Consider the following 20,556-nt stretch of genomic DNA (forward strand, 5'->3'; position numbering starts at 1 on the left):
TGGCGACACAACGGCGCTCGTCCGTCCGGGCGAGCGCATGGAGAGTTTCTATGTCAGTTTCCGCCCCGAACGCTGTCCTCTCGGTCAGCGGTATCGGTAAGACCTATGCGCAACCGGTGCTCACCGGCATCGACTTGACGCTGATGCGCGGTGAAGTGCTGGCGCTGACCGGCGAGAATGGCGCCGGTAAAAGCACCCTGTCGAAGATCATCGGCGGCTTGGTCACGCCGACCACCGGCCAGATGCAATTTCATGGCAAGGACTATCGTCCGGGCAGTCGTACCCAGGCCGAAGAACTCGGCGTGCGTATGGTCATGCAAGAACTCAATCTGTTGCCGACCCTGTCGGTGGCGGAAAACCTGTTTCTCGACAATCTGCCGAGCAATGGTGGCTGGATCAGCCGCAAACAACTGCGCAAGGCCGCTATCGAAGCCATGGCCCAAGTCGGCCTTGATGCGATTGACCCCGACACGCTGGTTGGCGAGTTGGGCATCGGCCACCAGCAAATGGTTGAAATCGCCCGTAACCTGATCGGTGATTGCCATGTACTGATCCTCGATGAGCCGACCGCGATGCTCACAGCGCGCGAAGTTGAAATGCTCTTTGAGCAGATCGCGCGTTTGCAGGCCCGTGGCGTGTCGATCATCTACATTTCCCACCGCCTCGAAGAACTGACCCGCGTGGCACAACGCATTGCCGTGCTGCGTGACGGCAAGCTCGTCTGTGTCGAACCGATGGCCAATTACAACAGCGAGCAACTGGTCACTCTGATGGTTGGTCGCGAGTTGGGCGAGCACATCGACATGGGGCCGCGCAAGATCGGCGCGCCGGCACTGACAGTCAAGGGGCTGACCCGCTCGGACAAGGTTCGTGATGTTTCCTTTGAGGTGCGTGCCGGCGAGATCTTCGGGATTTCCGGATTGATCGGGGCAGGGCGCACGGAACTGCTGCGACTGATCTTTGGTGCGGACGTTGCCGACAGCGGCACCATTGCGGTCGGCTCACCGGCCAGCGTGGTCAGCGTGCGCTCGCCCGTCGACGCCGTGCGCAACGGCATTGCATTGATTACCGAAGACCGCAAGGGTGAAGGCCTGCTGCTCAGTCAGTCGATCAGCGCCAACATCGCGCTCGGCAATATGCCGGAAATTTCCAGTGGTGGTGTGGTCAACAATGGCGACGAGATCGCTTTGGCGCAGCGGCAGATTGACGCCATGCGCATCCGCAGTTCGAGCCCGACACAATTGGTTTCCGAGCTGTCCGGGGGTAACCAGCAGAAGGTCGTGATTGGCCGCTGGCTGGAGCGCGACTGTTCGGTGCTGCTGTTCGACGAGCCGACCCGTGGCATCGACGTCGGCGCCAAGTTTGACATTTATGCCTTGCTCGGCGAACTGACGCGCCAGGGCAAAGCGCTGGTGGTGGTGTCCAGTGACCTGCGTGAGCTGATGTTGATCTGCGACCGGATCGGCGTGCTGTCCGCCGGGCGGCTGATCGATACCTTCGAGCGCGAGAGCTGGACCCAGGATGATTTGCTTGCCGCCGCGTTCGCCGGCTACCAAAAACGTGATGCGTTGCTCAACGAAGCGGCGCCTAGGGATCTCCCATGAAAACTGCATCTCCTGCCGGCAAACGTAGTGGCAACTTCTACGGTCTGGGCACTTATCTGGGCCTGGCCGGTGCCTTGCTGGCGATGATTGCGCTGTTCTCGGTCTTGAGCAGCCACTTTCTGTCCTATAACACCTTCAGTACGCTGGCCAACCAGATTCCTGATCTGATGGTGCTGGCGGTCGGCATGACCTTCGTATTGATCATCGGCGGCATCGACCTGTCGGTGGGCTCGGTACTCGCATTGGCTGCCTCGACGGTCAGCGTTGCGATTCTCGGCTGGGGCTGGGGCGTGTTGCCTTCGGCATTGCTCGGCATGGCAGTGGCGGCGCTGGCCGGTACTGTCACTGGATCGATCACGGTGGCGTGGCGGATTCCATCGTTCATCGTCTCTCTCGGTGTGCTGGAAATGGCTCGGGGTCTGGCGTATCAGATGACCGGGTCGCGTACTGCGTACATCGGTGACTCGTTCGCCTGGCTGTCGAACCCGATTGCGTTCGGTATCTCGCCATCGTTCATCATTGCCTTGCTAGTGATTTTCATTGCCCAGGCCGTGTTGACCCGAACCGTATTCGGTCGCTACCTGATCGGCATCGGCACCAACGAAGAGGCGGTGCGTCTTGCAGGGATCAATCCGAAACCCTACAAGATTCTGGTGTTCAGCCTGATGGGCTTGCTGGCGGGTATCGCGGCGCTGTTTCAGATTTCCCGTCTGGAAGCGGCTGATCCGAATGCCGGCTCCGGTCTGGAGCTGCAAGTGATCGCTGCCGTGGTCATCGGCGGCACCAGCCTGATGGGCGGGCGCGGTTCGGTCATCAGCACCTTCTTTGGGGTGTTGATCATTTCCGTTCTGGCCGCCGGTCTGGCACAGATTGGCGCGACCGAGCCGACCAAGCGCATCATCACCGGCGCAGTGATTGTCATCGCCGTGGTGCTCGACACTTATCGCAGTCAACGCGCTAGCCGACGGGGCTGAGAAATGGCAACGATCAAGGATGTGGCAGCGCTCGCGGGGATTTCCTACACGACCGTGTCCCATGTGGTGAACAACACACGGCCGGTCAGTCAGGAAGTGCGGCTGAAAGTCGAGGCGGCGATCAAGATCCTCGACTATGTGCCGAGTGCGGTGGCGCGCTCGTTGAAGGCTAAAACCACAGCAACCATTGGTTTGCTGGTGCCTAACAGCCTTAACCCATACTTCGCCGAACTGGCGCGGGGCATCGAGGATTACTGCGAGCGTAACGGTTACTGCGTGATCCTCTGCAACTCCGACGACAATCCGGAAAAGCAGCGCAGCTATTTACGCGTGCTGCTGGAAAAGCGCATTGACGGTTTGATCGTTGCTTCTGCCGGCGGTGACAGTGGCCTGGCGCAGGGGCTGGCGGGGGTGAAGACGCCCATGGTTATTGTCGACCGGGGCCTGGAAGGCGTAGATGCAGATCTGGTGCGTATCGATCACGAATACGGCGCCTATCTTGCCACGCGCCATCTGCTTGAACTCGGGCATCGTGACATTGCCACGATTGGCGGCCCGGCCACTACCAGCGTGGCGCAGATGCGTCAGGCCGGATATCGCCGGGCGTTGCAGGAGGCAGGTATCGAGGTGCGCGAAGCACGCATGCTGGAAAGTGACTTCACCAGCACGGGTGGTTACAACGCGGCGTCTATATTGCTCGAAGTCAATCCGCCGAGTGCGATCTTCGCCGGTAACGACATGATTGGTATCGGGGTGCTGCGCGCGGCGGCGGAGCGCAACGTGCGGGTGCCGAGCGAGCTGTCGGTGATCGGCTTCGACGATATCCAGATGAGCCGTTATGTGTATCCGGCGCTGACCACTGTCGGCCAGTCGATCCTGCAACTGGGTGAGATGGCTGCCGAAGTCCTGTTGCGAAGGATCGCTACGCCAACCTTGGGCACGGACCAACGTATTGTGACTCCGAGTATTGTCTTGCGCGAATCGACTGCGCCCCTGTCCGGCGTGTTTACCGAATACCGCTGAAATCGAATTGACGAGTAGTGATGTATGCCAGCAAATGTAGTGGTAATAGGCAGCCTGAACATGGACCTGGTGACCCGGGCGCCGCGCTTGCCTCGAGGCGGTGAAACGCTGATCGGACATTCTTTCGCCACGGTTTCCGGCGGCAAGGGTGCCAATCAGGCGGTCGCTGCGGCGCGTCTGGGCGCGCAAGTGGCAATGGTCGGCTGCGTCGGAAACGATGACTACGGCGTGCAATTGCGTGAAGCCCTGGAGGTCGAGCAGATTGACTGCCAGGCGGTGGGCACCGTCGAGGGCTCCAGCGGTGTTGCGTTGATCGTGGTCGATGACAACAGCCAGAACGCCATTGTGATTGTTGCCGGAGCCAACGGTGCCATGACCCCCGCAGTGATCGATCGCTTCGATGCAGTGTTGCAGGCCGCCGGCGTGATCATCTGCCAGCTCGAAATCCCGGATGCGACGGTGGGGCATGCGCTCAAGCGAGCTCGTGCAATGGGCAAGACGGTGATTCTCAATCCGGCGCCGGCCAGTCGTCCATTGCCGGCGGACTGGTATGCAGCCATCGATTATCTGATTCCCAACGAAAGTGAAGCCGCCGCATTGAGCGGGCTGCCGGTCGACTCATTGAGCAGCGCGGAAGTGGCTGCCAATCATCTGATCGGCATGGGTGCAGGCAAAGTCATCATTACCTTGGGCGCCGAGGGTTCGCTGTTCGCCAACGGCAAGGGCTACGAGCATTTCCCGGCGCCAACAGTGAAGGCCGTCGATACCACAGCAGCCGGCGACACCTTTGTCGGTGGCTTTGCTGCTGCACTGGCCAGTGGCAAGTCCGAGGCCGAGGCCATTCGCTACGGGCAGATCGCCGCCGCGCTGTCGGTTACCCGCGCGGGTGCACAGCCGTCCATTCCAACCATGTCCGACGTACAGGCATTCAAACCCGCATGAAAAAGACACCCTTGCTCAACGTCGCATTGTCGCGGCTGATTGCATCCCTGGGCCATGGCGACATGGTGGTCATCGGTGATGCCGGATTACCGGTGCCACCGGGCGTCGAACTGATCGACCTGGCACTCACTCATGGTGTTCCGGATTTCGTCAGCACGCTCAAGGTCATCCTCAGCGAGATGCAGGTAGAAAGCCACGTGCTGGCTGACGAGATCCTCGACAAGCAACCGACGGCGTTGAATACGCTGGACGCGTTGAATGAAGAGGGAGCACTGGGTCGTCGCGATTTGCTCAGTCATGAGCAATTCAAGGTTCTCAGCCGACAGGCGCGAGCGGTGGTCCGGACGGGCGAATGCCAGCCGTACTGCAACATCGTGCTGGTGGCCGGGGTTACGTTCTGATTTTCGATTTCACAAGCACAAGGAATGCGCCATGCAACGCTATGTTCAAAAACTGCATCAATGGGTTCGGAGTCTGCTGCTTTTGTCCGTGATTACTGCCACCGGCGCTCAGGCGGCGGAAAAAATCGACCTCATCATCGATACCGACCCGGGGGCCGACGACGTCGTTGCCTTGCTGTTCGCGCTGGCGTCGCCGGAGGAACTGAACATTCGCGCGCTGACCACAGTGGCTGGCAATGTGCGCCTCGACAAGACCTCGCGTAACGCGCGTCTGGCTCGGGAGTGGGCTGGGCGCGAGGACGTGCCGGTTTATGCGGGTGCACCCAAGCCGCTGATGCGCACGCCGATCTACGCGGAAAACATCCATGGCAAGGAAGGCCTGTCGGGTGTCACCGTGCACGAACCGAAAAAAGGCCTGGCTGAAGGCAACGCGGTCAATTACCTGATCAATACGCTGAAGAACGCCAAGCCACACAGTATTACCATCGCCATGCTTGGCCCGCAGACCAACCTCGCGCTGGCGCTGGTCCAGGAACCTGAAATCGTTCAGGGCATCAAGGAAGTGGTGATCATGGGGGGCGCGCACTTCAACGGCGGCAATATCACCCCGGTCGCAGAGTTCAACTTGTTTGCCGATCCGCAAGCGGCTGAAGTGGTGCTCAAGAGCGGTGTGAAGCTGACGTACCTGCCGCTGGATGTCACCCACAAGATCCTCACCAGTGAGGCCCGCCTGAAGCAAATCGCTGCGCTCAACAATAATGCGAGCAAGATTGTCGGCGACATTCTCAACGAGTACATCAAAGGTGATATGGAACACTACGGTATTCCGGGTGGCCCGGTGCATGACGCTACCGTCGTGGCTTACCTGCTCAAGCCAGAGCTGTTCACTGGCCGCTCGGTGAACGTTGTGGTGGATAGCCGTGAAGGGCCGACTTTCGGTCAAACCATTGTCGACTGGTACGACGGCCTGAAGGCGCCGAAAAACGCCTTCTGGGTGGAAAGTGGCGACGCTCAGGGGTTCTTTGATCTGCTGACCGAGCGTCTGAAACGCTTGAAGTAAAGTGTTCTCCTGGCGGGACTGGCGACGCCAGCTCTCTCGCCAATAGGGCTACCTTCGCGAGCAGCCCGGCGCCTACAGGATCGCGCTAACCCTGTAGGCGCCGGGCTTGTTTGCGAAGAGGCCAGTAGCGACAACTTCAAATTCCTGGCTGTCTTCGGGCTGTTAGTCAGTCTCTGCGTGTTCGTGTTCGACCTGTTCTGTCGGGTAGCGCTCGAAAATCTGCTTGATGAATTGCTGAGCCGCTTCAGTGCCCAGTTCCTTGACCAAAAGATCGATTCCGATCAGTGCCAGTTCTTCCGTGGTTCCCGGGCTGTAAGAACTGTGTCCGTCTGCCCATTTGGCATTGATGGCTGCGTCGATGCTGATGGTGGTCATGGGAGCGCTCGAAAGTCAGAAGGGCTGAAATTCGAGTTAACCATTTTGGCGGGCGTTTGGCACTGCGACTTAGGCATGAGCGGAGTGCTATGCGACACTTGGTCTTTTTAAGGTTCTCCAAGGATCGTGTTGTGCAGATCGATTTGAATATCCCCGGCGCCCTTACCCTCGACGCAGTGCGCCAGATGCTGGCTGCTGCCAGTGACGACGAACACACCCAGCTGCGCGTGACCAAGGGCGGGATCGCTTACATCTCGTCGGGCGTCACGGGTGGACAGGATATCGACGGCTTGCTGTTTCGCCTTGAGACCTGGGCAAAGGGTTCGGGGTACGTGGGCAACGTCGCTGCCAGTGACGAGGTGTGGGTTATGCAGATTTTCAACGCGCTGAAGGACAACTGGCCTAACCCGCCGTATGACTACATCGACGTCTATTGAGCAGCGTTAATATTCAGTCACGATTGATTGATGAAGGGCGGGTGTCGCTCAGGCAAACTGGACGTTTTTCTGATCGTGGGGCAGGGTGATGGCATTTGCCGTGAAACCAAACGCCGGAATGGCGGTCGCACGATCTCAGCTCAACTATTGAAAAAGGAGGCTTCATGCCTTTGAAGTTCGCGTCACTGGGTGCTCTGATGGCCGCTGCCATGCTGGCCGGTTGCAGCACGACCTCCAGCGAGTCGGCAAAGGATACTGTGGCGGCCGAATCCGGTCATAGCCGCTGTGAAGCGAAGGCGGCGGAGTTCGCCATTGGCAAAAAGGCTTCACCGGAATTGCTCGAGCAGGCCCGCGTGAAAGCTGGCGCGCAAAATGCCCGTTTCCTCAAGCCGAATGACATGATCACGCTGGAGTACCGGTCTGATCGCTTGAATCTCAACACCGACAACAATCTGGTCATTACTCGCGTCAACTGCGGCTGATCATCAGGGCTTTTGCTTCAGGTATAAAAAACCCCGTCACATGGACGGGGTTTTTTTAGTGCGCCGAGAAATTACTCTGGGCGAACCTGTGCAGCTTGCATACCCTTTTGGCCTTTCTCAGCCACGAAGGAGACAGTCTGGCCTTCTTTCAGGCTTTTGAAACCGTCGGATTCGATAGCTTTGAAGTGTACGAACAGGTCGTCACCGCCACCTTGAGGAGTGATGAAGCCGAAGCCTTTTTCATCGTTGAACCATTTAACGGTGCCGTGTTGGCGATTAGACATGGTGTATCTCCAAGAAACATATATTTTCAGTAGTGCTGTGTTGCTCAGGCCAACTGGGCACACCCGGGTATCATAGTCGAAATGTTCGCTTTGGTAGCCCCCCGGACGTGCTGTTTGCCAATCAGTCGTGTTTTCTTTACTGGCTGTTGCCGCTGAAAGCCCCGGTTTGAAAGGCTTTCAGCGAAAAGTAAAGACAATAAAAAAACATGTAAAACCTGCATAAATCGTCTGAAAAGAGTCAAGACGGGCACTTTTTTCCGCCGTTTGGCGGATCATAAAGGCCTTTTTTGTCACTTCTTCGCCGGGGCATTGGCCTTGCATTTGGCAATCTGACCCAGCGCTTTCTGTTGCAGTTCAGGCGCAGCCTTGTTGTCCATCAAGGCCTGGATATCCTTGGCCGGATAGGACTTGATGGCATCCGCGCCACAGGCACAATGAGATTTTGCCGCCGCAGCGCCAATCTGCGGAGCCGCCGCCTGAGTGCATTGCGCCATGTACTTCTCGCGCTCGCCCTTCGGCCAGTCGGCATGGGCGCTCAGTGGCAGCAGCAGAGCAATAGGGGCGATGGCGGCGAACAGGGTTTTCAGACGCATGCGAAGATGCTCCTTTTGGGTCAATGTCTTGTTATCTGAGGGCTGAAGGGCCGATCAAGTTCAGCACTCTGGCATAAAAACGGACGATTTGCCTTCTGATCAAACAGGAGGCATAAGTGACCGCTCATCTGTGCTAGCATGCCTGGCTTGAGCGTTTTCAGGCGCCGGAAGACCTTCAGTCCCGGCAGCGGTCGACGTTCGAATATTCTGATTTGAATCCCAGTCACTCTGGTTCGGTTTTCCGGTTGGCCGCAAGGCTCCTGCCGCTGTAAGGCAGGCGTTCGTCATTGAATGGCCTGGATCGGATCTTGTACTGGCTCATCCCAACCCACGTGACCTTTGGTAGGGGTCACCACTAGGAGAGGAGGCGCCATGCCAACTATTACTCTTCCCGACGGCAGTCAACGTTCATTCGATCACCCGGTTTCCGTAGCCGAGGTCGCCGCATCCATTGGTGCCGGTCTGGCCAAAGCCACCCTGGCCGGCAAGGTCAATGGTCAACTGGTCGACGCCAGCGACATCATCAGCAGCGACGCGACCCTGCAAATCATCACGCCAAAGGATGAAGAGGGGTTGGAGATCATTCGTCACTCTTGCGCCCACCTGGTTGGCCATGCGGTCAAGCAGCTGTATCCGACCGCCAAAATGGTGATCGGTCCGGTCATCGATGAAGGCTTCTATTACGACATCGCCTTCGAGCGTCCTTTCACGCCGGAAGACATGGCTGCCATCGAGCAGCGTATGCAGCAACTGATCGAGAAAGATTACGACGTCATCAAGAAAGTCACTCCGCGCGCCGAAGTGATCGAAGTGTTCAAGGCCCGCGGCGAAGACTACAAGCTGCGTCTGGTCGAGGATATGCCGAACGAGCAGGCCATGGGTCTGTACTATCACGAAGAATATGTCGACATGTGCCGTGGTCCGCACGTGCCGAACACCCGGTTCCTGAAATCCTTCAAGCTGACCAAGCTGTCGGGTGCCTACTGGCGAGGCGATGCCAAGAACGAGCAGTTGCAGCGCGTTTACGGCACCGCCTGGGCCGACAAAAAGCAGCTGGCGGCTTACGTTCAGCGCATTGAAGAAGCTGAAAAGCGCGATCACCGCAAGATCGGCAAGCGTCTGGGCCTGTTCCACACCCAGGAAGAGTCGCCAGGCATGGTGTTCTGGCACCCGAACGGCTGGACGCTGTACCAGGTGCTCGAGCAATACATGCGCAAGATCCAGCGCGACAACGGCTATCTTGAAATCAAGACGCCGCAGGTGGTTGACCGCAGTTTGTGGGAGAAATCCGGGCACTGGGCCAACTACGCCGACAACATGTTCACCACGCAGTCGGAAAATCGCGACTATGCCATCAAGCCGATGAACTGCCCGTGCCACGTGCAGGTATTCAATCAGGGCCTGAAGAGCTACCGCGAGTTGCCGATGCGTCTGGCCGAGTTCGGTGCCTGCCACCGTAACGAGCCGTCGGGTGCGCTGCACGGGATCATGCGTGTACGTGCGTTCACCCAGGACGACGCCCACATCTTCTGCACGGAAGAGCAGATGCAGGCTGAATCGGCTGCATTCATCAAGCTGACCATGGATGTTTATCGCGACTTCGGTTTTACCGACGTCGAGATGAAACTGTCCACTCGTCCGGAAAAACGCGTGGGTTCCGACGAGCTGTGGGATCGCGCTGAAGCCGCACTGGCCGCAGCCCTTGATTCTGCGGGCCTGCCGTATGATCTGCAGCCGGGTGAGGGTGCGTTCTATGGTCCGAAAATCGAATTCTCGCTGAAAGATTGCCTCGGTCGCGTCTGGCAATGTGGTACCTTGCAGCTCGATTTTAACCTGCCTGTCCGTTTGGGCGCTGAATACGTCTCCGAAGACAACAGCCGCAAACACCCTGTGATGCTGCACCGGGCGATCCTTGGCTCCTTCGAGCGTTTCGTCGGAATTCTGATCGAGCACTATGAAGGTGCGTTCCCTGCCTGGCTGGCGCCAACCCAGGCGGTGATCATGAATATCACTGATAAACAGGCGGATTTTGTTGCAGAAGTTGAAAAAACTCTCAACGAAAGCGGATTTCGTGCCAAGTCCGACTTGAGAAATGAAAAGATCGGCTTTAAAATCCGCGAGCATACTTTGCTCAAGGTTCCCTATCTTTTGGTTATCGGAGATAAGGAAGTCGAGATGCAGACTGTCGCTGTGCGTACTCGTGAAGGTGCTGACCTGGGCTCAATGCCCGTCGCCCAGTTCGCTGAGTTTCTCGCGCAAGCGGTTTCCCGGCGTGGTCGCCCAGATTCGGAGTAATTATTATTAAGCGTGAAATGAGACAAGATAAACGAGCTGCACCGAAAGCCCCGATCAACGAGAATATCTCGGCACGCGAGGTTCGGTTAATTGGCGCTGATGGCGAGCAGATTGGCATCGTCTCGATTGATGAAGCGCTTCGTATTGCTGAAGAAGCAAAGCTTGATCTGGTAGAAATCTCTGCTGACGCAGTCCCACCGGTTTGCCGGGTGATGGACTACGGCAAATCGATCTTCGAGAAGAAGAAGCAGGTTGCAGCAGCGAAGAAAAACCAGAAGCAGATTCAGGTTAAAGAAATCAAGTTTCGTCCAGGGACGGAGGAAGGGGATTACCAGGTAAAACTGCGCAACCTGGTACGTTTCCTGAGTGACGGGGACAGGGCCAAGGTATCCTTGCGATTCCGCGGCCGTGAGATGGCCCACCAGGAGCTGGGGATGGAACTCCTCAAGCGGGTTGAAGCTGACCTGCTCGAGTACGGTTCGGTCGAACAGCATCCTAAGATGGAAGGACGCCAGCTGATCATGGTCATCGCCCCGAAAAAGAAGAAGTAATCAACAGGGCACGGCAGGCCTTCTGATTATGTTTATCAACTGAATGCGGAGTATCCGAACATGCCAAAAATGAAAACCAAAAGTGGTGCTGCTAAGCGGTTTCTGAAAACTGCTAACGGTATCAAGCACAAGCACGCTTTCAAGAGCCACATTCTGACCAAAATGTCGACCAAGCGTAAGCGTCAACTGCGCGGTAGCAGCTTGCTGCATCCGTCTGACGTGGCAAAAGTCGAGCGCATGCTGCGCCTTCGTTAATTTTAGTCAAGAATAGAGGAAGTAACTCATGGCTCGTGTAAAGCGTGGCGTCATTGCCCGTAAGCGTCACAAAAAAATTCTGAAACTTGCTAAAGGCTACTACGGCGCACGCTCCCGCGTATTCCGTGTTGCCAAGCAAGCGGTAATCAAGGCAGGCCAATACGCCTACCGTGACCGTCGTCAGAAAAAACGTCAGTTCCGCGCTCTGTGGATCGCTCGTATCAACGCTGGTGCTCGTGTTAACGGTCTGTCCTACAGCCGTTTCATCGCTGGCCTGAAAAAAGCGTCCATCGAGATCGACCGTAAGGTTCTGGCTGATCTGGCAGTGAACGAAAAAGCGGTGTTTGCTGCGATTGTCGAGAAAGCTAAAGCCACCTTGGCTTAAGTACCCCCGACAATCACCCGGCCTCACTTCCGTGGGGCCAGGTGGTAAACGTCTTAAATAGGGGAAGAGCCTTCAAGCTCTTCCCCTATTTTGTATCTGGAGTCTGTACATGGAAAACCTGGATGCGCTGGTCTCTCAAGCACTAGAGGCTGTGCAAAGCGCTGAAGATATCAATGCCCTGGAGCAAATCCGGGTTCAATACCTTGGCAAAAAGGGCGAATTGACTCAGGTGATGAAGACCCTGGGGAATTTGCCGGCTGAAGAGCGCCCGCAAGTAGGCGCCCTGATCAACGTTGCCAAGGAACGTGTAACAGACGTTCTCAATGCGCGCATGGCTCTGTTTGAAGAAGCCGAACTGGCTGCCAAACTGTCCGCCGAGTCCATTGACGTGACGTTGCCGGGCCGTGGTCAGACCTCCGGTGGTCTGCATCCGGTGACCCGGACTCTGGAGCGTGTTGAACAGTTCTTCACCCGCATCGGCTACGGCATTGCCGAAGGCCCGGAGGTCGAAGACGACTATCACAACTTTGAGGCGCTCAACATCCCAGGCCATCACCCGGCCCGGTCGATGCATGACACCTTCTATTTCAATGCCAACATGTTGCTGCGTACCCATACCTCGCCGGTACAGGTTCGCACCATGGAATCGAAGCAACCGCCGATTCGCATTGTCTGCCCAGGCCGCGTGTATCGCAGCGACTCCGATATCACCCACTCGCCGATGTTCCACCAGGTCGAAGGCCTGCTGGTTGATCGCGACATCAATTTTGCCGATCTCAAAGGCACCATCGAAGAATTTCTGCGCGTGTTCTTCGAGAAAGAACTGGCTGTACGTTTCCGTCCTTCGTACTTCCCGTTTACCGAGCCATCCGCTGAAGTCGATATGGAATGCGTGATGTGCAGCGGCAAGGGCTGCCGCGTCTGCAAGCAGACTGGCTGGCTGGAAGTGATGGGCTGCGGCATGGTTCACCCGAACGTGCTGCGCATGTCCGGCATTGACCCGGAAGAGTTCTCGGGCTTTGCCTTTGGCATGGGTGTCGAGCGTCTGGCCATGCTCCGTTACGGCGTGAACGACTTGCGTCTGTTCTTCGACAACGACTTGCGGTTCCTCGCGCAATTTCGCTAGTCGTAACGAATTCTTAGGAGAGCAGGATGAAATTCAGTGAACAATGGCTGCGTGGCTGGGTTAGCCCGCAGGTAGATCGCGACGAGCTGGTTGCTCGTCTGTCGATGGCCGGTCTTGAGGTCGATAGCGTTACGCCGGCCGCCGGTGTATTCAGCGGCGTGGTGGTAGGTGAGGTGCTGAGCACCGAGCAGCACCCTGATGCCGACAAGTTGCGTGTGTGCCAGGTCAGCAATGGCGCGGAAACCTTCCAGGTCGTGTGCGGAGCGCCAAACGTGCGCCCGGGCTTGAAGATTCCGTTCGCCATGATCGGTGCCGAACTGCCGGGCGACTTCAAGATCAAGAAAGCCAAGCTGCGTGGCGTTGAGTCCAACGGCATGCTGTGCTCGCAAGCCGAGCTGCAGGTCGGTGAAGGTAACGACGGTCTGATGGAGCTGCCAGCCGACGCGCCGGTGGGCGAAGATTTCCGCGTGTATCTGGATCTGGAAGACGCCAGCATCGAGGTCGACCTGACCCCGAACCGTGGCGACTGCCTGTCCCTGGCCGGTCTGGCCCGTGAAGTCGGCGCGCTGTACACCGCTCCGGTCACTCGTCCAGTGGTCATGACCATTGCTGCCGTACACGACGAAGTGCGTTCGGTGGAAGTGCTGGCGCCAGCCGCCTGCCCCCGTTACCTGGGTCGTGTGATCCGTAACGTTGACCTGTCCAGGCCAACGCCGCTGTGGATGGTTGAGCGTCTGCGTCGCGCTGACGTGCGCAGCATCGACGCTGCCGTCGACATTACCAACTACGTGATGCTCGAACTGGGTCAACCGCTGCACGCCTTCGACCTCGCTGAAATCAATGGCGGCATCCGTGTCCGCATGGCGGAAGAGGGCGAGAAGCTGGTTTTGCTCGACGGTCAGGAAGTCAGCCTGCGTAGCGATACGCTGGTGATCGCCGACCACACCCGCGCTCTGGCGATTGCCGGTGTCATGGGCGGCGAGCACAGCGGTGTTTCGGCGACCACCCGGGATATTTTCCTGGAGTCCGCGTTCTTCGACCAGATCGCTGTTGCTGGCAAGGCTCGTTCCTACGGCCTGCACACCGACGCCTCACACCGTTACGAGCGTGGCGTGGACTGGCAATTGGCCCGTGAAGCCATGGAGCGCGCCACTGGCCTGCTGCTGGACATCACCGGTGGTGAAGCCGGTCCGGTCATTGAGAGCGTCAGCGAACAGCACCTGCCGTCGATCGCTCCGATCACTTTGCGTTCCCAGCGCATTACCCAGATGCTCGGTATGGAAATGGATTCCGCCCAGGTTGAGCGTTTGCTCGGCGGCCTGGGTCTGGGCATTACTGCCGACGGTGAAGGCCAATGGCAGGTAGAAGTGCCAAGCCATCGCTTCGACATCAGCCTGGAAGTCGATCTGATCGAAGAGCTGGCGCGTCTGTATGGCTACAACCGTCTGCCGGTTCGTTACCCGCAAGCGCGTCTGGCGCCGCAAGCCAAGGCTGAAGCGCGTAGCGATCTGCCGGAACTGCGCCGTCTACTGGTGGCTCGCGGTTATCAGGAAGCGATCACCTACAGCTTCATCGATCCGCGTCAGTTCGAACTGTTCAACCCTGGCGTTGAGCCGCTGTTGCTGGCCAATCCGATCTCCAACGACATGGCTGCCATGCGTTCGTCGCTGTGGCCGGGTCTGGTTAAAGCGCTGCAGCACAACCTCAACCGTCAGCAAGATCGTGTGCGTCTGTTCGAAAGCGGCCTGCGCTTCGTCGGTCAGCTTGAAGGCCTCAAGCAAGAGCCGATGCTGTCCGGTGTTGTCTGCGGCAGCCGTCTGCCGGAAGGCTGGGCACAAGGTCGTGACACCGTCGATTTCTTCGACGTCAAGGCTGACGTGGAAGCGCTGCTGGGCTTTGCCGGTGCACTGGATTCGTTCACCTTCGCACCGGGCAAACACCCGGCGTTGCATCCGGGTCAAACCGCGCGCATCGAGCGCGAGGGACGTGAAGTCGGCTTCATTGGTGCGATTCACCCGGAATTGTCGAAAACCTTGGGTCTGGACCGTCCGGTCTTCGTTTTCGAGCTGGTTCTGGCTGAAGTGGCACTCGGTAAAATGCCGAAATTCCACGAGTTGTCGCGCTTTCCTGAAGTGCGTCGTGACCTTGCCCTGATTGCGCACAAAGACGTCGCGTCCGCGGCCGTACTGGACGTAATCCGTGAAAATGCAGGCGAATGGCTCACAGATCTCAGGCTGTTTGACGTGTATCAGGGTAAAGGTATTGATCCTGATAGAAAAAGCCTTGCAGTTGGCTTGACCTGGCAGCATCCATCGCGCACTCTTAATGACGATGAGGTGAATTCGACGACGCAAAATATCCTCACCTCGCTCGAACAAAGGTTGAACGCCACGTTAAGGAAGTGACGTATGGGGGCTTTGACGAAAGCTGAGATGGCGGAACGTCTGTATGAAGAGCTGGGCCTGAACAAGCGGGAAGCCAAGGAATTGGTCGAACTGTTTTTCGAGGAAATCAGGCACGCTCTTGAAGACAACGAGCAGGTCAAATTGTCCGGTTTCGGCAATTTCGACCTTCGGGACAAACGCCAGCGGCCTGGCCGCAACCCGAAAACGGGGGAAGAAATCCCGATCACGGCTCGCCGTGTGGTCACCTTTCGTCCAGGGCAGAAGTTGAAGGCCCGAGTTGAGGCTTATGCTGGAACCAAGTCATAACGACGAACTACCCGTCATCCCGGGCAAACGCTACTTCACCATTGGTGAAGTCAGCGAGCTGTGTGCCGTAAAGCCACACGTGCTGCGCTACTGGGAGCAGGAGTTTCCTCAGCTCAATCCCGTCAAACGCCGCGGAAACCGCCGGTATTATCAGCGCCAGGACGTGCTGATGATCCGGCAGATCCGCGCGCTCCTTTACGATCAAGGATTCACCATCGGCGGCGCACGCTTGCGTTTGTCCGGCGATGAAGCCAAAGATGACACCACCCAATACAAACAGATGATTCGGCAGATGATTGCCGAATTGGAAGACGTGTTGGTGGTTCTCAAGAAATAAAAAGCTGCGTTTGAATACTTCCAGTTTTCAAACGCTTGCGATATATTCTTGAGCGTTCTTCGAGATGAGGAACGGTTGTAACACCAGTCGGGGCGTAGCGCAGTCCGGTAGCGCACTAGCATGGGGTGCTAGGGGTCGAGTGTTCGAATCACTCCGTCCCGACCATATAATTCAAAGGGTTGCGAGATTTTATCTCGCGACCCTTTTTTATTTTTGATCGTTTTTACCCCTACAAAACGACTGGCTTTGGGTGGAATCCTCACCTCTTTCGGAGGAGATGGGCGCAAGATTTCTGGGTGCCAATGTCCCCCCGCAGTAATTTCGGCGATGGAGGGCAGGGATGGACCTAGTTGACGGCTCGTCAGGCAGTTTTCAGCTTTTGCTGTGGGGGTAGCTGATGGCGACTACTTGCCTCGCTCGCTCTGAAAGACCTCCTGAGCGTTGCAATGCAATTGATTTGTCGATTTTTTTCTCAAGTTCCGGATAAAAATCCATTACGAGGAGACGCAACCGATCTAGAAGTTTAGGATCATTTTTAAGCTGGTCTCGTAAGTGGACTGCGTAACCGTAGTTGGAAGTTAAGGCATCGTCGGGCGCAAATGCCCGCATCCACTTCAGCATGATATCTGCGTCCCCTCCGAAATTTATCAGCAGGTCGATGTAGCGAATCAGCTGGGCCGAAGCGTTATAAAGTGTATATCTGTTGATGTCTAAGATGGACGTTTGATGTTCGACTGCGATCTTCTTGATGTCCTTCCATCCCTTACTGAGCTGGAAGGATCCTTTCATACTTACAGAGATTGTTTTGGCGGTGGGTTTACGTGGGGTCAAATGACCCTGTTCGACAGGTAGAGCCCGAATGGCCCCGGTAGTGACATTTACGTCGATCAGTAGCACGGGAATTAACGAAACAGACAAATAACGCGCGGTCGTGGACTTCAGGCGGATTTTACCTCTATCAGTCCTGGTTCCTTTGATCTGCAATCGTATAAGTGCGCCGGTCACTGAGCCTCGCTTCTTGACAATCTCAATTTCCGCGTCCAGACCGTAGTCTTTTGGTAAGTCTCTATAAATCCAGCCTTTTTTTGCAACGGCTTTTTTTACTAAAGCGGTTGCTTGATCGTCAACTACATGGGACTTCGTTCTCATAGGAAGATTTTCTGTCATTAGGTCCATCTAACTCTGTCTCTTGCGCTTGTTGGAGGAGGGACATTCAATGCCGTTTTATTTTTTGATCACTGGATAAAATGACGCATGTTTATTAGCTAACTACAAATGATCTCTGCAGGCCGGTGGTGATCCGTCGTCGGTGCTGAATTCACTTGCCCCGCAACCCAACCACACCCTTACCACTTGCACAAAAACGGCACCAGAGTACGCTTCAATCGGATCCAAAGGAGGGATTGCGGTGCCGAATTTTTTTGTTGAGCAAGCGGGGACGCTGAATCTGTTTCAACAGCAGCGTACTCCCAATCATGGATTCAGACCTGGACAGTTGGGTGCGTTGCACGCAGTTTTGGCGCATTTTTCCGTGCAGGACGACCCTGCCATCGTCTGTTTACCCACTGGCTATGGAAAGACCTCCTTGATGATGGCGCTTCCCATGCTGCTGGGGCCGGCGCGTGTACTGATAGTGGAACCTTCAAGCGCCTTGAGAAAACAGGTGCATTCACATATTTCTGTCATGTCCACACTCCGCCGGATTGGTGCGCTAGCTGAAGATTGTCCGCTTCCCGACGTGCACCTGCATATCGGCCGTCCTCAATCCCTTGAAGAATGGCAATTGCTTCAAGCCTACGACGTCGTCGTTTCGACACCTTCAAGCTCATCACCCGACCTAGCCCCTGGTGCGCCGTCGGACCTCTTCGATCTTGTGATCTTCGATGAAGCCCATCATGCTCCGGCCGATTCCTGGATGGCCTACGTAGAACACTTCACAAAAGCTCGGTTCTTGTTTCTCACGGCAACGCCCTTTCGACGAGATGGGCGCGTCATTCCAGGGAAGCTCGTTTATCGATATCCGGTAATGCGGGCTGTCGATGAGGGGGCCTTTGAGCCAACTAACTTCTGTGCGGCACCGATCGAGGACGAACTCGATGATGAACACGTTGATCAAGCCATAGCTCGGGCGGCTGTTCAGCAGCTTAACGAGGACAGGGCAAACGGGTTCGATCATAGGCTGTTTGTGCGTGCAGGGACTATCAAGGCCGCACAGGATCTAGTGCCGCTCTATCAAGCCCTGGGCATAGCGGTCGAGGCCATTAGCAGCAAACTTACGAAACGTCAGCAGGAGGCGATTGAGGAAAGGCTAATCACCGGTGCGCTGGAAGCGATCGTTTGCGTGGACATGTTCGGGGAGGGTTATGACTTTCCGAAACTCAAGGTGGCGGCGCTCCATGCTCCCCACCAGTCTCTGGTGCCCACAATTCAATTCATTGGACGCTTCGCCCGTGTGGACGAAACCACAGGCCCGCCAACGCTGATTGCACCAACTTTCCGTATCAAGGAGGCAACAGCGTCTCTTCTTAAGGAAGGCGTAAATCTTGCGCAGATGATTGATGAGGCTGCGATCGCTCAACTCGCGGGATCTCTGGAGGAGCAGGAGTTTATGGAAAGGCTCCCCGTGAGGAAGATTGCCGAATCTGACTACGAATCTGTCTCGCTGCTGTCTTTTAATTTATATGCCCATGTACGTGTTTTCGAGTGTGACGAGCCACCGAATTTTGGGCTCCTTGACTCCACGATTGGGCGGCATTTGCGGATTGTGAAGCAGTGGGGAACGCAAGACGGGACAATCTCGTTGGTTTTGACGGCAGACGAGACGTCTCCCAATTGGGCCATCTCTGATGCTCTGATCGATGTGCGTCACGACGTGTTTCTCTTGATGTTTTTCGAGGCGGCAAAACTCTGCTACATAGGGTCGACCCGTCGAACGGAAAAGCTTTACCTCAGCATCATGGACACGATTGCTCCCGGTGGCTGCAGACCGCTTAGCTACCAACAGACCAGCAGGGCGCGCGCGGGCTTGGAGAAGGTCAAGTTTTACAACGTTGGGCTGAAGAACATGACGTTCAACTCGCAGGGAGAGACTTATCGAACCCTCACTGGCCCCCAGGCGGAGAGGGCGGTGACAGCTGGCGACAGTCGAGTCTTCTCCCAAGGACACTTCTTCGGCAGCGGTATGAATGGACAGGTCAAGGAAACGATTGGCGCAAGCAGCAGTTCCCGGATATGGAGCAATCAGCGCCTCTCGATCCTTGATTTCGTTGAGTGGGTGCAAACCTTGAACGGACGCCTCTCCGGTAATGTGCCTTTTAGCGCAACCCAGTTAGACATCGTGCGCTCTAGCAAGCCTTTGAGTCGTTTACCAGATGTGGTCATAGCGGCGAACTGGCCTAAAAGCGGATTCAAAAACAACCCGAAAGTCCGCTTTCGGGCTGCCACCCAACAGCGCGTTCAATATTCGAGATTGGTTGAGTGGGACATCCAGAACTTTCAGTGCGATCTACCGGCGGGACAATTAACCTTTTCGCTGGTTAGCGCCTTCGGCGTGGTGCCAATGCGATTTCACTTGGCAAACGCACGGATGGTGACGTGTCTGGATCCTGAAGTCTCCGTCGAAATCGAATCTGCCCACGATTCCTGGGTTGCAATGGCGGACTGGCTCTGTGAACACAGTCCAGTGTTCTATGCCGCCGATAAATCATCCTTTGAGGGGATGAATTTGATGGCTGCACCGCTGCTGCAAACCGAACGTTTGGCTCCTGGCGATGCAGAGATCATCGATTGGAGGGGCTGTGGCATACACATCGAATTTCTACCCCAGGATCAATCCCCCGAGACGTTGCGAAAGCGAGCCCTGCTCGCGGGAAACCTGACCGTGCAGGAGCACCTGGAGCGACACTTGGTCAATCTGCCGGATGTTCAAGGACTCTTCTACGACCACAGGGCGGGGGAGGCCGCGGATTATATCTGCGTCACCAAGAATGCTGAGGATGAGGTCAACGTCAGCTTCTACCACTGCAAAGGTGCGGGTGGGCCACCAAGTGGAGGCCGTGTGGGTGATGTCTACGAGGTGGCAGGACAGTTGGTCAAGTCGGTCTATTACTGCAACGTGCCGACGATTGTTCAGCACATGGAAGATAGGATGCTTCCAAGGCACACATCACCCTCCTACTTTGTTCGCGGCAACAGAGCCGACGTTACTCAGCTGTTGAAAACTACACCGGCCACCAAGCTCACGTTTTCCGTGATCGGCGTTCAGCCTGGCATTCGCCGCTCGGCTATCAATGCTCACCTGAGTGATCTTATGGCGTTCTGTATCAGTTACGCGAGGCAGGGAGGGGCAGCGAAGGCTTACTGGCTGGTCAACGAACCAGAGAATTGATTCCACAAAGCGGCTGAGGAGTACGCCTGGCCGCTTCGTGTGTTTCGCCATCGTGGATGACCTAGATTTACCTAGCGTTTAGCTCCACGGGCGGACTTTCGGTTCTTCGTATTTCCAGATTGCAGTCTTTACGGACAGTCTTTAACCAACGGTTTGCCGTGCTCCCAGCATGTAGATCAATGCGGGATTTTGACTAGGCCGATCACAACGCTTTTCGCTCCACCAGCCGAAATACGAGAAGGATTCAGCGAAGTCAGCCGGCAACAATGACGCTATGTGCTTGGCGCATAAAGCGCATTGCGTGCTCCGAGAACGGTTGGCAAGATGCTGCATT

At 56.4% G+C, this 20,556-nt stretch carries 21 protein-coding genes and 1 tRNA gene; 18 read left to right on the forward strand and 4 right to left on the reverse strand.

Annotated elements, in window-relative coordinates; genetic code table 11:
- Positions 1 to 50 precede the first annotated feature (50 nt).
- The 6 genes from AACY19_RS14210 to AACY19_RS14235 are packed head-to-tail and all read left to right on the forward strand — an operon-like array spanning position 51 to position 6,004.
- Positions 51 to 1,604 carry a sugar ABC transporter ATP-binding protein gene (locus AACY19_RS14210; RefSeq protein WP_339451121.1) on the forward strand — a complete coding sequence of 518 codons (1,554 nt, stop codon included), beginning with the start codon at positions 51 to 53 and terminating at the stop codon, positions 1,602 to 1,604.
- On the forward strand, positions 1,601 to 2,578 hold the full coding sequence (locus tag AACY19_RS14215; RefSeq protein WP_123448673.1) for an ABC transporter permease: 978 nt from the start codon (positions 1,601 to 1,603) through the stop codon (positions 2,576 to 2,578). The genes AACY19_RS14210 and AACY19_RS14215 overlap by 4 nt, the downstream gene beginning before the upstream one ends.
- A gap of 3 nt (positions 2,579 to 2,581) precedes the next feature.
- A complete protein-coding gene (locus AACY19_RS14220) occupies positions 2,582 to 3,601 on the forward strand; it encodes a LacI family DNA-binding transcriptional regulator (RefSeq protein ID WP_339451122.1) in 1,020 nt (339 codons plus the stop codon).
- 24 nt (positions 3,602 to 3,625) lie between these two features.
- Complete coding sequence (rbsK, locus tag AACY19_RS14225; protein ID WP_339451124.1) at positions 3,626 to 4,543, forward strand: ribokinase; 918 nt, start codon at positions 3,626 to 3,628, stop codon at positions 4,541 to 4,543.
- Positions 4,540 to 4,944, forward strand: a complete 405-nt coding sequence (gene rbsD, locus AACY19_RS14230; RefSeq protein WP_339451126.1) for a D-ribose pyranase — start codon at positions 4,540 to 4,542, stop codon at positions 4,942 to 4,944. Before rbsK ends, rbsD begins: the two co-directional genes overlap by 4 nt.
- A gap of 31 nt (positions 4,945 to 4,975) precedes the next feature.
- Positions 4,976 to 6,004 (forward strand): nucleoside hydrolase, encoded by a 1,029-nt coding sequence (locus AACY19_RS14235; protein ID WP_339451128.1) that lies wholly within the window; start codon positions 4,976 to 4,978, stop codon positions 6,002 to 6,004.
- A gap of 162 nt (positions 6,005 to 6,166) precedes the next feature.
- On the opposite strand, the gene AACY19_RS14240 is transcribed toward AACY19_RS14235, so the two are convergent.
- A complete protein-coding gene (locus tag AACY19_RS14240) occupies positions 6,167 to 6,379 on the reverse strand; it encodes a hypothetical protein (protein ID WP_339451130.1) in 213 nt (70 codons plus the stop codon).
- Positions 6,380 to 6,510: 131 nt separating this feature from the next.
- Between AACY19_RS14240 and AACY19_RS14245 the strand changes: the two genes are divergently transcribed.
- Together AACY19_RS14245 and AACY19_RS14250 are read left to right on the forward strand one after the other, a co-directional pair.
- Complete coding sequence (locus AACY19_RS14245) at positions 6,511 to 6,816, forward strand: hypothetical protein (protein WP_339451131.1); 306 nt, start codon at positions 6,511 to 6,513, stop codon at positions 6,814 to 6,816.
- 164 nt (positions 6,817 to 6,980) lie between these two features.
- Positions 6,981 to 7,298, forward strand: coding sequence for an I78 family peptidase inhibitor (locus AACY19_RS14250; RefSeq protein ID WP_339451133.1), 318 nt, complete (start codon positions 6,981 to 6,983; stop codon positions 7,296 to 7,298).
- 71 nt (positions 7,299 to 7,369) lie between these two features.
- Here AACY19_RS14250 and AACY19_RS14255 read toward each other — a convergent pair whose 3' ends face one another.
- Entirely contained in the window at positions 7,370 to 7,582 is a 213-nt protein-coding gene (locus tag AACY19_RS14255; protein ID WP_339451135.1) for a cold-shock protein, read from the reverse strand.
- 290 nt (positions 7,583 to 7,872) lie between these two features.
- Positions 7,873 to 8,175 carry a hypothetical protein gene (locus AACY19_RS14260; RefSeq protein ID WP_339451137.1) on the reverse strand — a complete coding sequence of 101 codons (303 nt, stop codon included), beginning with the start codon at positions 8,173 to 8,175 and terminating at the stop codon, positions 7,873 to 7,875.
- Between the two features lie 372 nt (positions 8,176 to 8,547).
- On the opposite strand from AACY19_RS14260, the gene thrS reads away from it, so the two are divergent.
- From thrS to AACY19_RS14305, 9 genes are all read left to right on the forward strand, one after another.
- Complete coding sequence (gene thrS, locus AACY19_RS14265) at positions 8,548 to 10,470, forward strand: threonine--tRNA ligase (protein ID WP_339451139.1); 1,923 nt, start codon at positions 8,548 to 8,550, stop codon at positions 10,468 to 10,470.
- Entirely contained in the window at positions 10,470 to 11,021 is a 552-nt protein-coding gene (infC, locus tag AACY19_RS14270; RefSeq protein ID WP_172604547.1) for a translation initiation factor IF-3, read from the forward strand. The genes thrS and infC overlap by 1 nt, the downstream gene beginning before the upstream one ends.
- A gap of 60 nt (positions 11,022 to 11,081) precedes the next feature.
- Positions 11,082 to 11,276, forward strand: a complete 195-nt coding sequence (rpmI, locus tag AACY19_RS14275) for a 50S ribosomal protein L35 (RefSeq protein ID WP_002553160.1) — start codon at positions 11,082 to 11,084, stop codon at positions 11,274 to 11,276.
- 28 nt (positions 11,277 to 11,304) lie between these two features.
- Entirely contained in the window at positions 11,305 to 11,661 is a 357-nt protein-coding gene (rplT, locus tag AACY19_RS14280; protein ID WP_007913489.1) for a 50S ribosomal protein L20, read from the forward strand.
- Positions 11,662 to 11,770: 109 nt separating this feature from the next.
- Positions 11,771 to 12,787 (forward strand): phenylalanine--tRNA ligase subunit alpha, encoded by a 1,017-nt coding sequence (gene pheS / locus AACY19_RS14285; protein WP_339451141.1) that lies wholly within the window; start codon positions 11,771 to 11,773, stop codon positions 12,785 to 12,787.
- Positions 12,788 to 12,813: 26 nt separating this feature from the next.
- Positions 12,814 to 15,192: a phenylalanine--tRNA ligase subunit beta gene (gene pheT / locus AACY19_RS14290; RefSeq protein ID WP_339451143.1), complete on the forward strand. Its 2,379-nt coding sequence runs from the start codon at positions 12,814 to 12,816 to the stop codon at positions 15,190 to 15,192.
- Between the two features lie 3 nt (positions 15,193 to 15,195).
- Entirely contained in the window at positions 15,196 to 15,498 is a 303-nt protein-coding gene (ihfA, locus tag AACY19_RS14295; RefSeq protein ID WP_002553164.1) for an integration host factor subunit alpha, read from the forward strand.
- Entirely contained in the window at positions 15,479 to 15,835 is a 357-nt protein-coding gene (locus AACY19_RS14300) for a MerR family transcriptional regulator (protein ID WP_003179985.1), read from the forward strand. The genes ihfA and AACY19_RS14300 overlap by 20 nt, the downstream gene beginning before the upstream one ends.
- An 88-nt stretch (positions 15,836 to 15,923) precedes the next feature.
- Positions 15,924 to 16,000, forward strand: a tRNA-Pro gene (locus AACY19_RS14305).
- A gap of 207 nt (positions 16,001 to 16,207) precedes the next feature.
- Here the strand turns inward: AACY19_RS14305 and AACY19_RS14310 are convergent.
- Positions 16,208 to 17,011: a DUF4365 domain-containing protein gene (locus tag AACY19_RS14310; RefSeq protein WP_339451145.1), complete on the reverse strand. Its 804-nt coding sequence runs from the start codon at positions 17,009 to 17,011 to the stop codon at positions 16,208 to 16,210.
- Between the two features lie 232 nt (positions 17,012 to 17,243).
- On the opposite strand from AACY19_RS14310, the gene AACY19_RS14315 reads away from it, so the two are divergent.
- On the forward strand, positions 17,244 to 20,222 hold the full coding sequence (locus AACY19_RS14315; RefSeq protein ID WP_339451147.1) for a DEAD/DEAH box helicase: 2,979 nt from the start codon (positions 17,244 to 17,246) through the stop codon (positions 20,220 to 20,222).
- Positions 20,223 to 20,556: the final 334 nt, after the last annotated feature.

The sequence above is a fragment of the Pseudomonas sp. EA_5y_Pfl2_R50 genome, from assembly GCF_963970475.1.
Lineage (GTDB): Bacteria > Pseudomonadota > Gammaproteobacteria > Pseudomonadales > Pseudomonadaceae > Aquipseudomonas.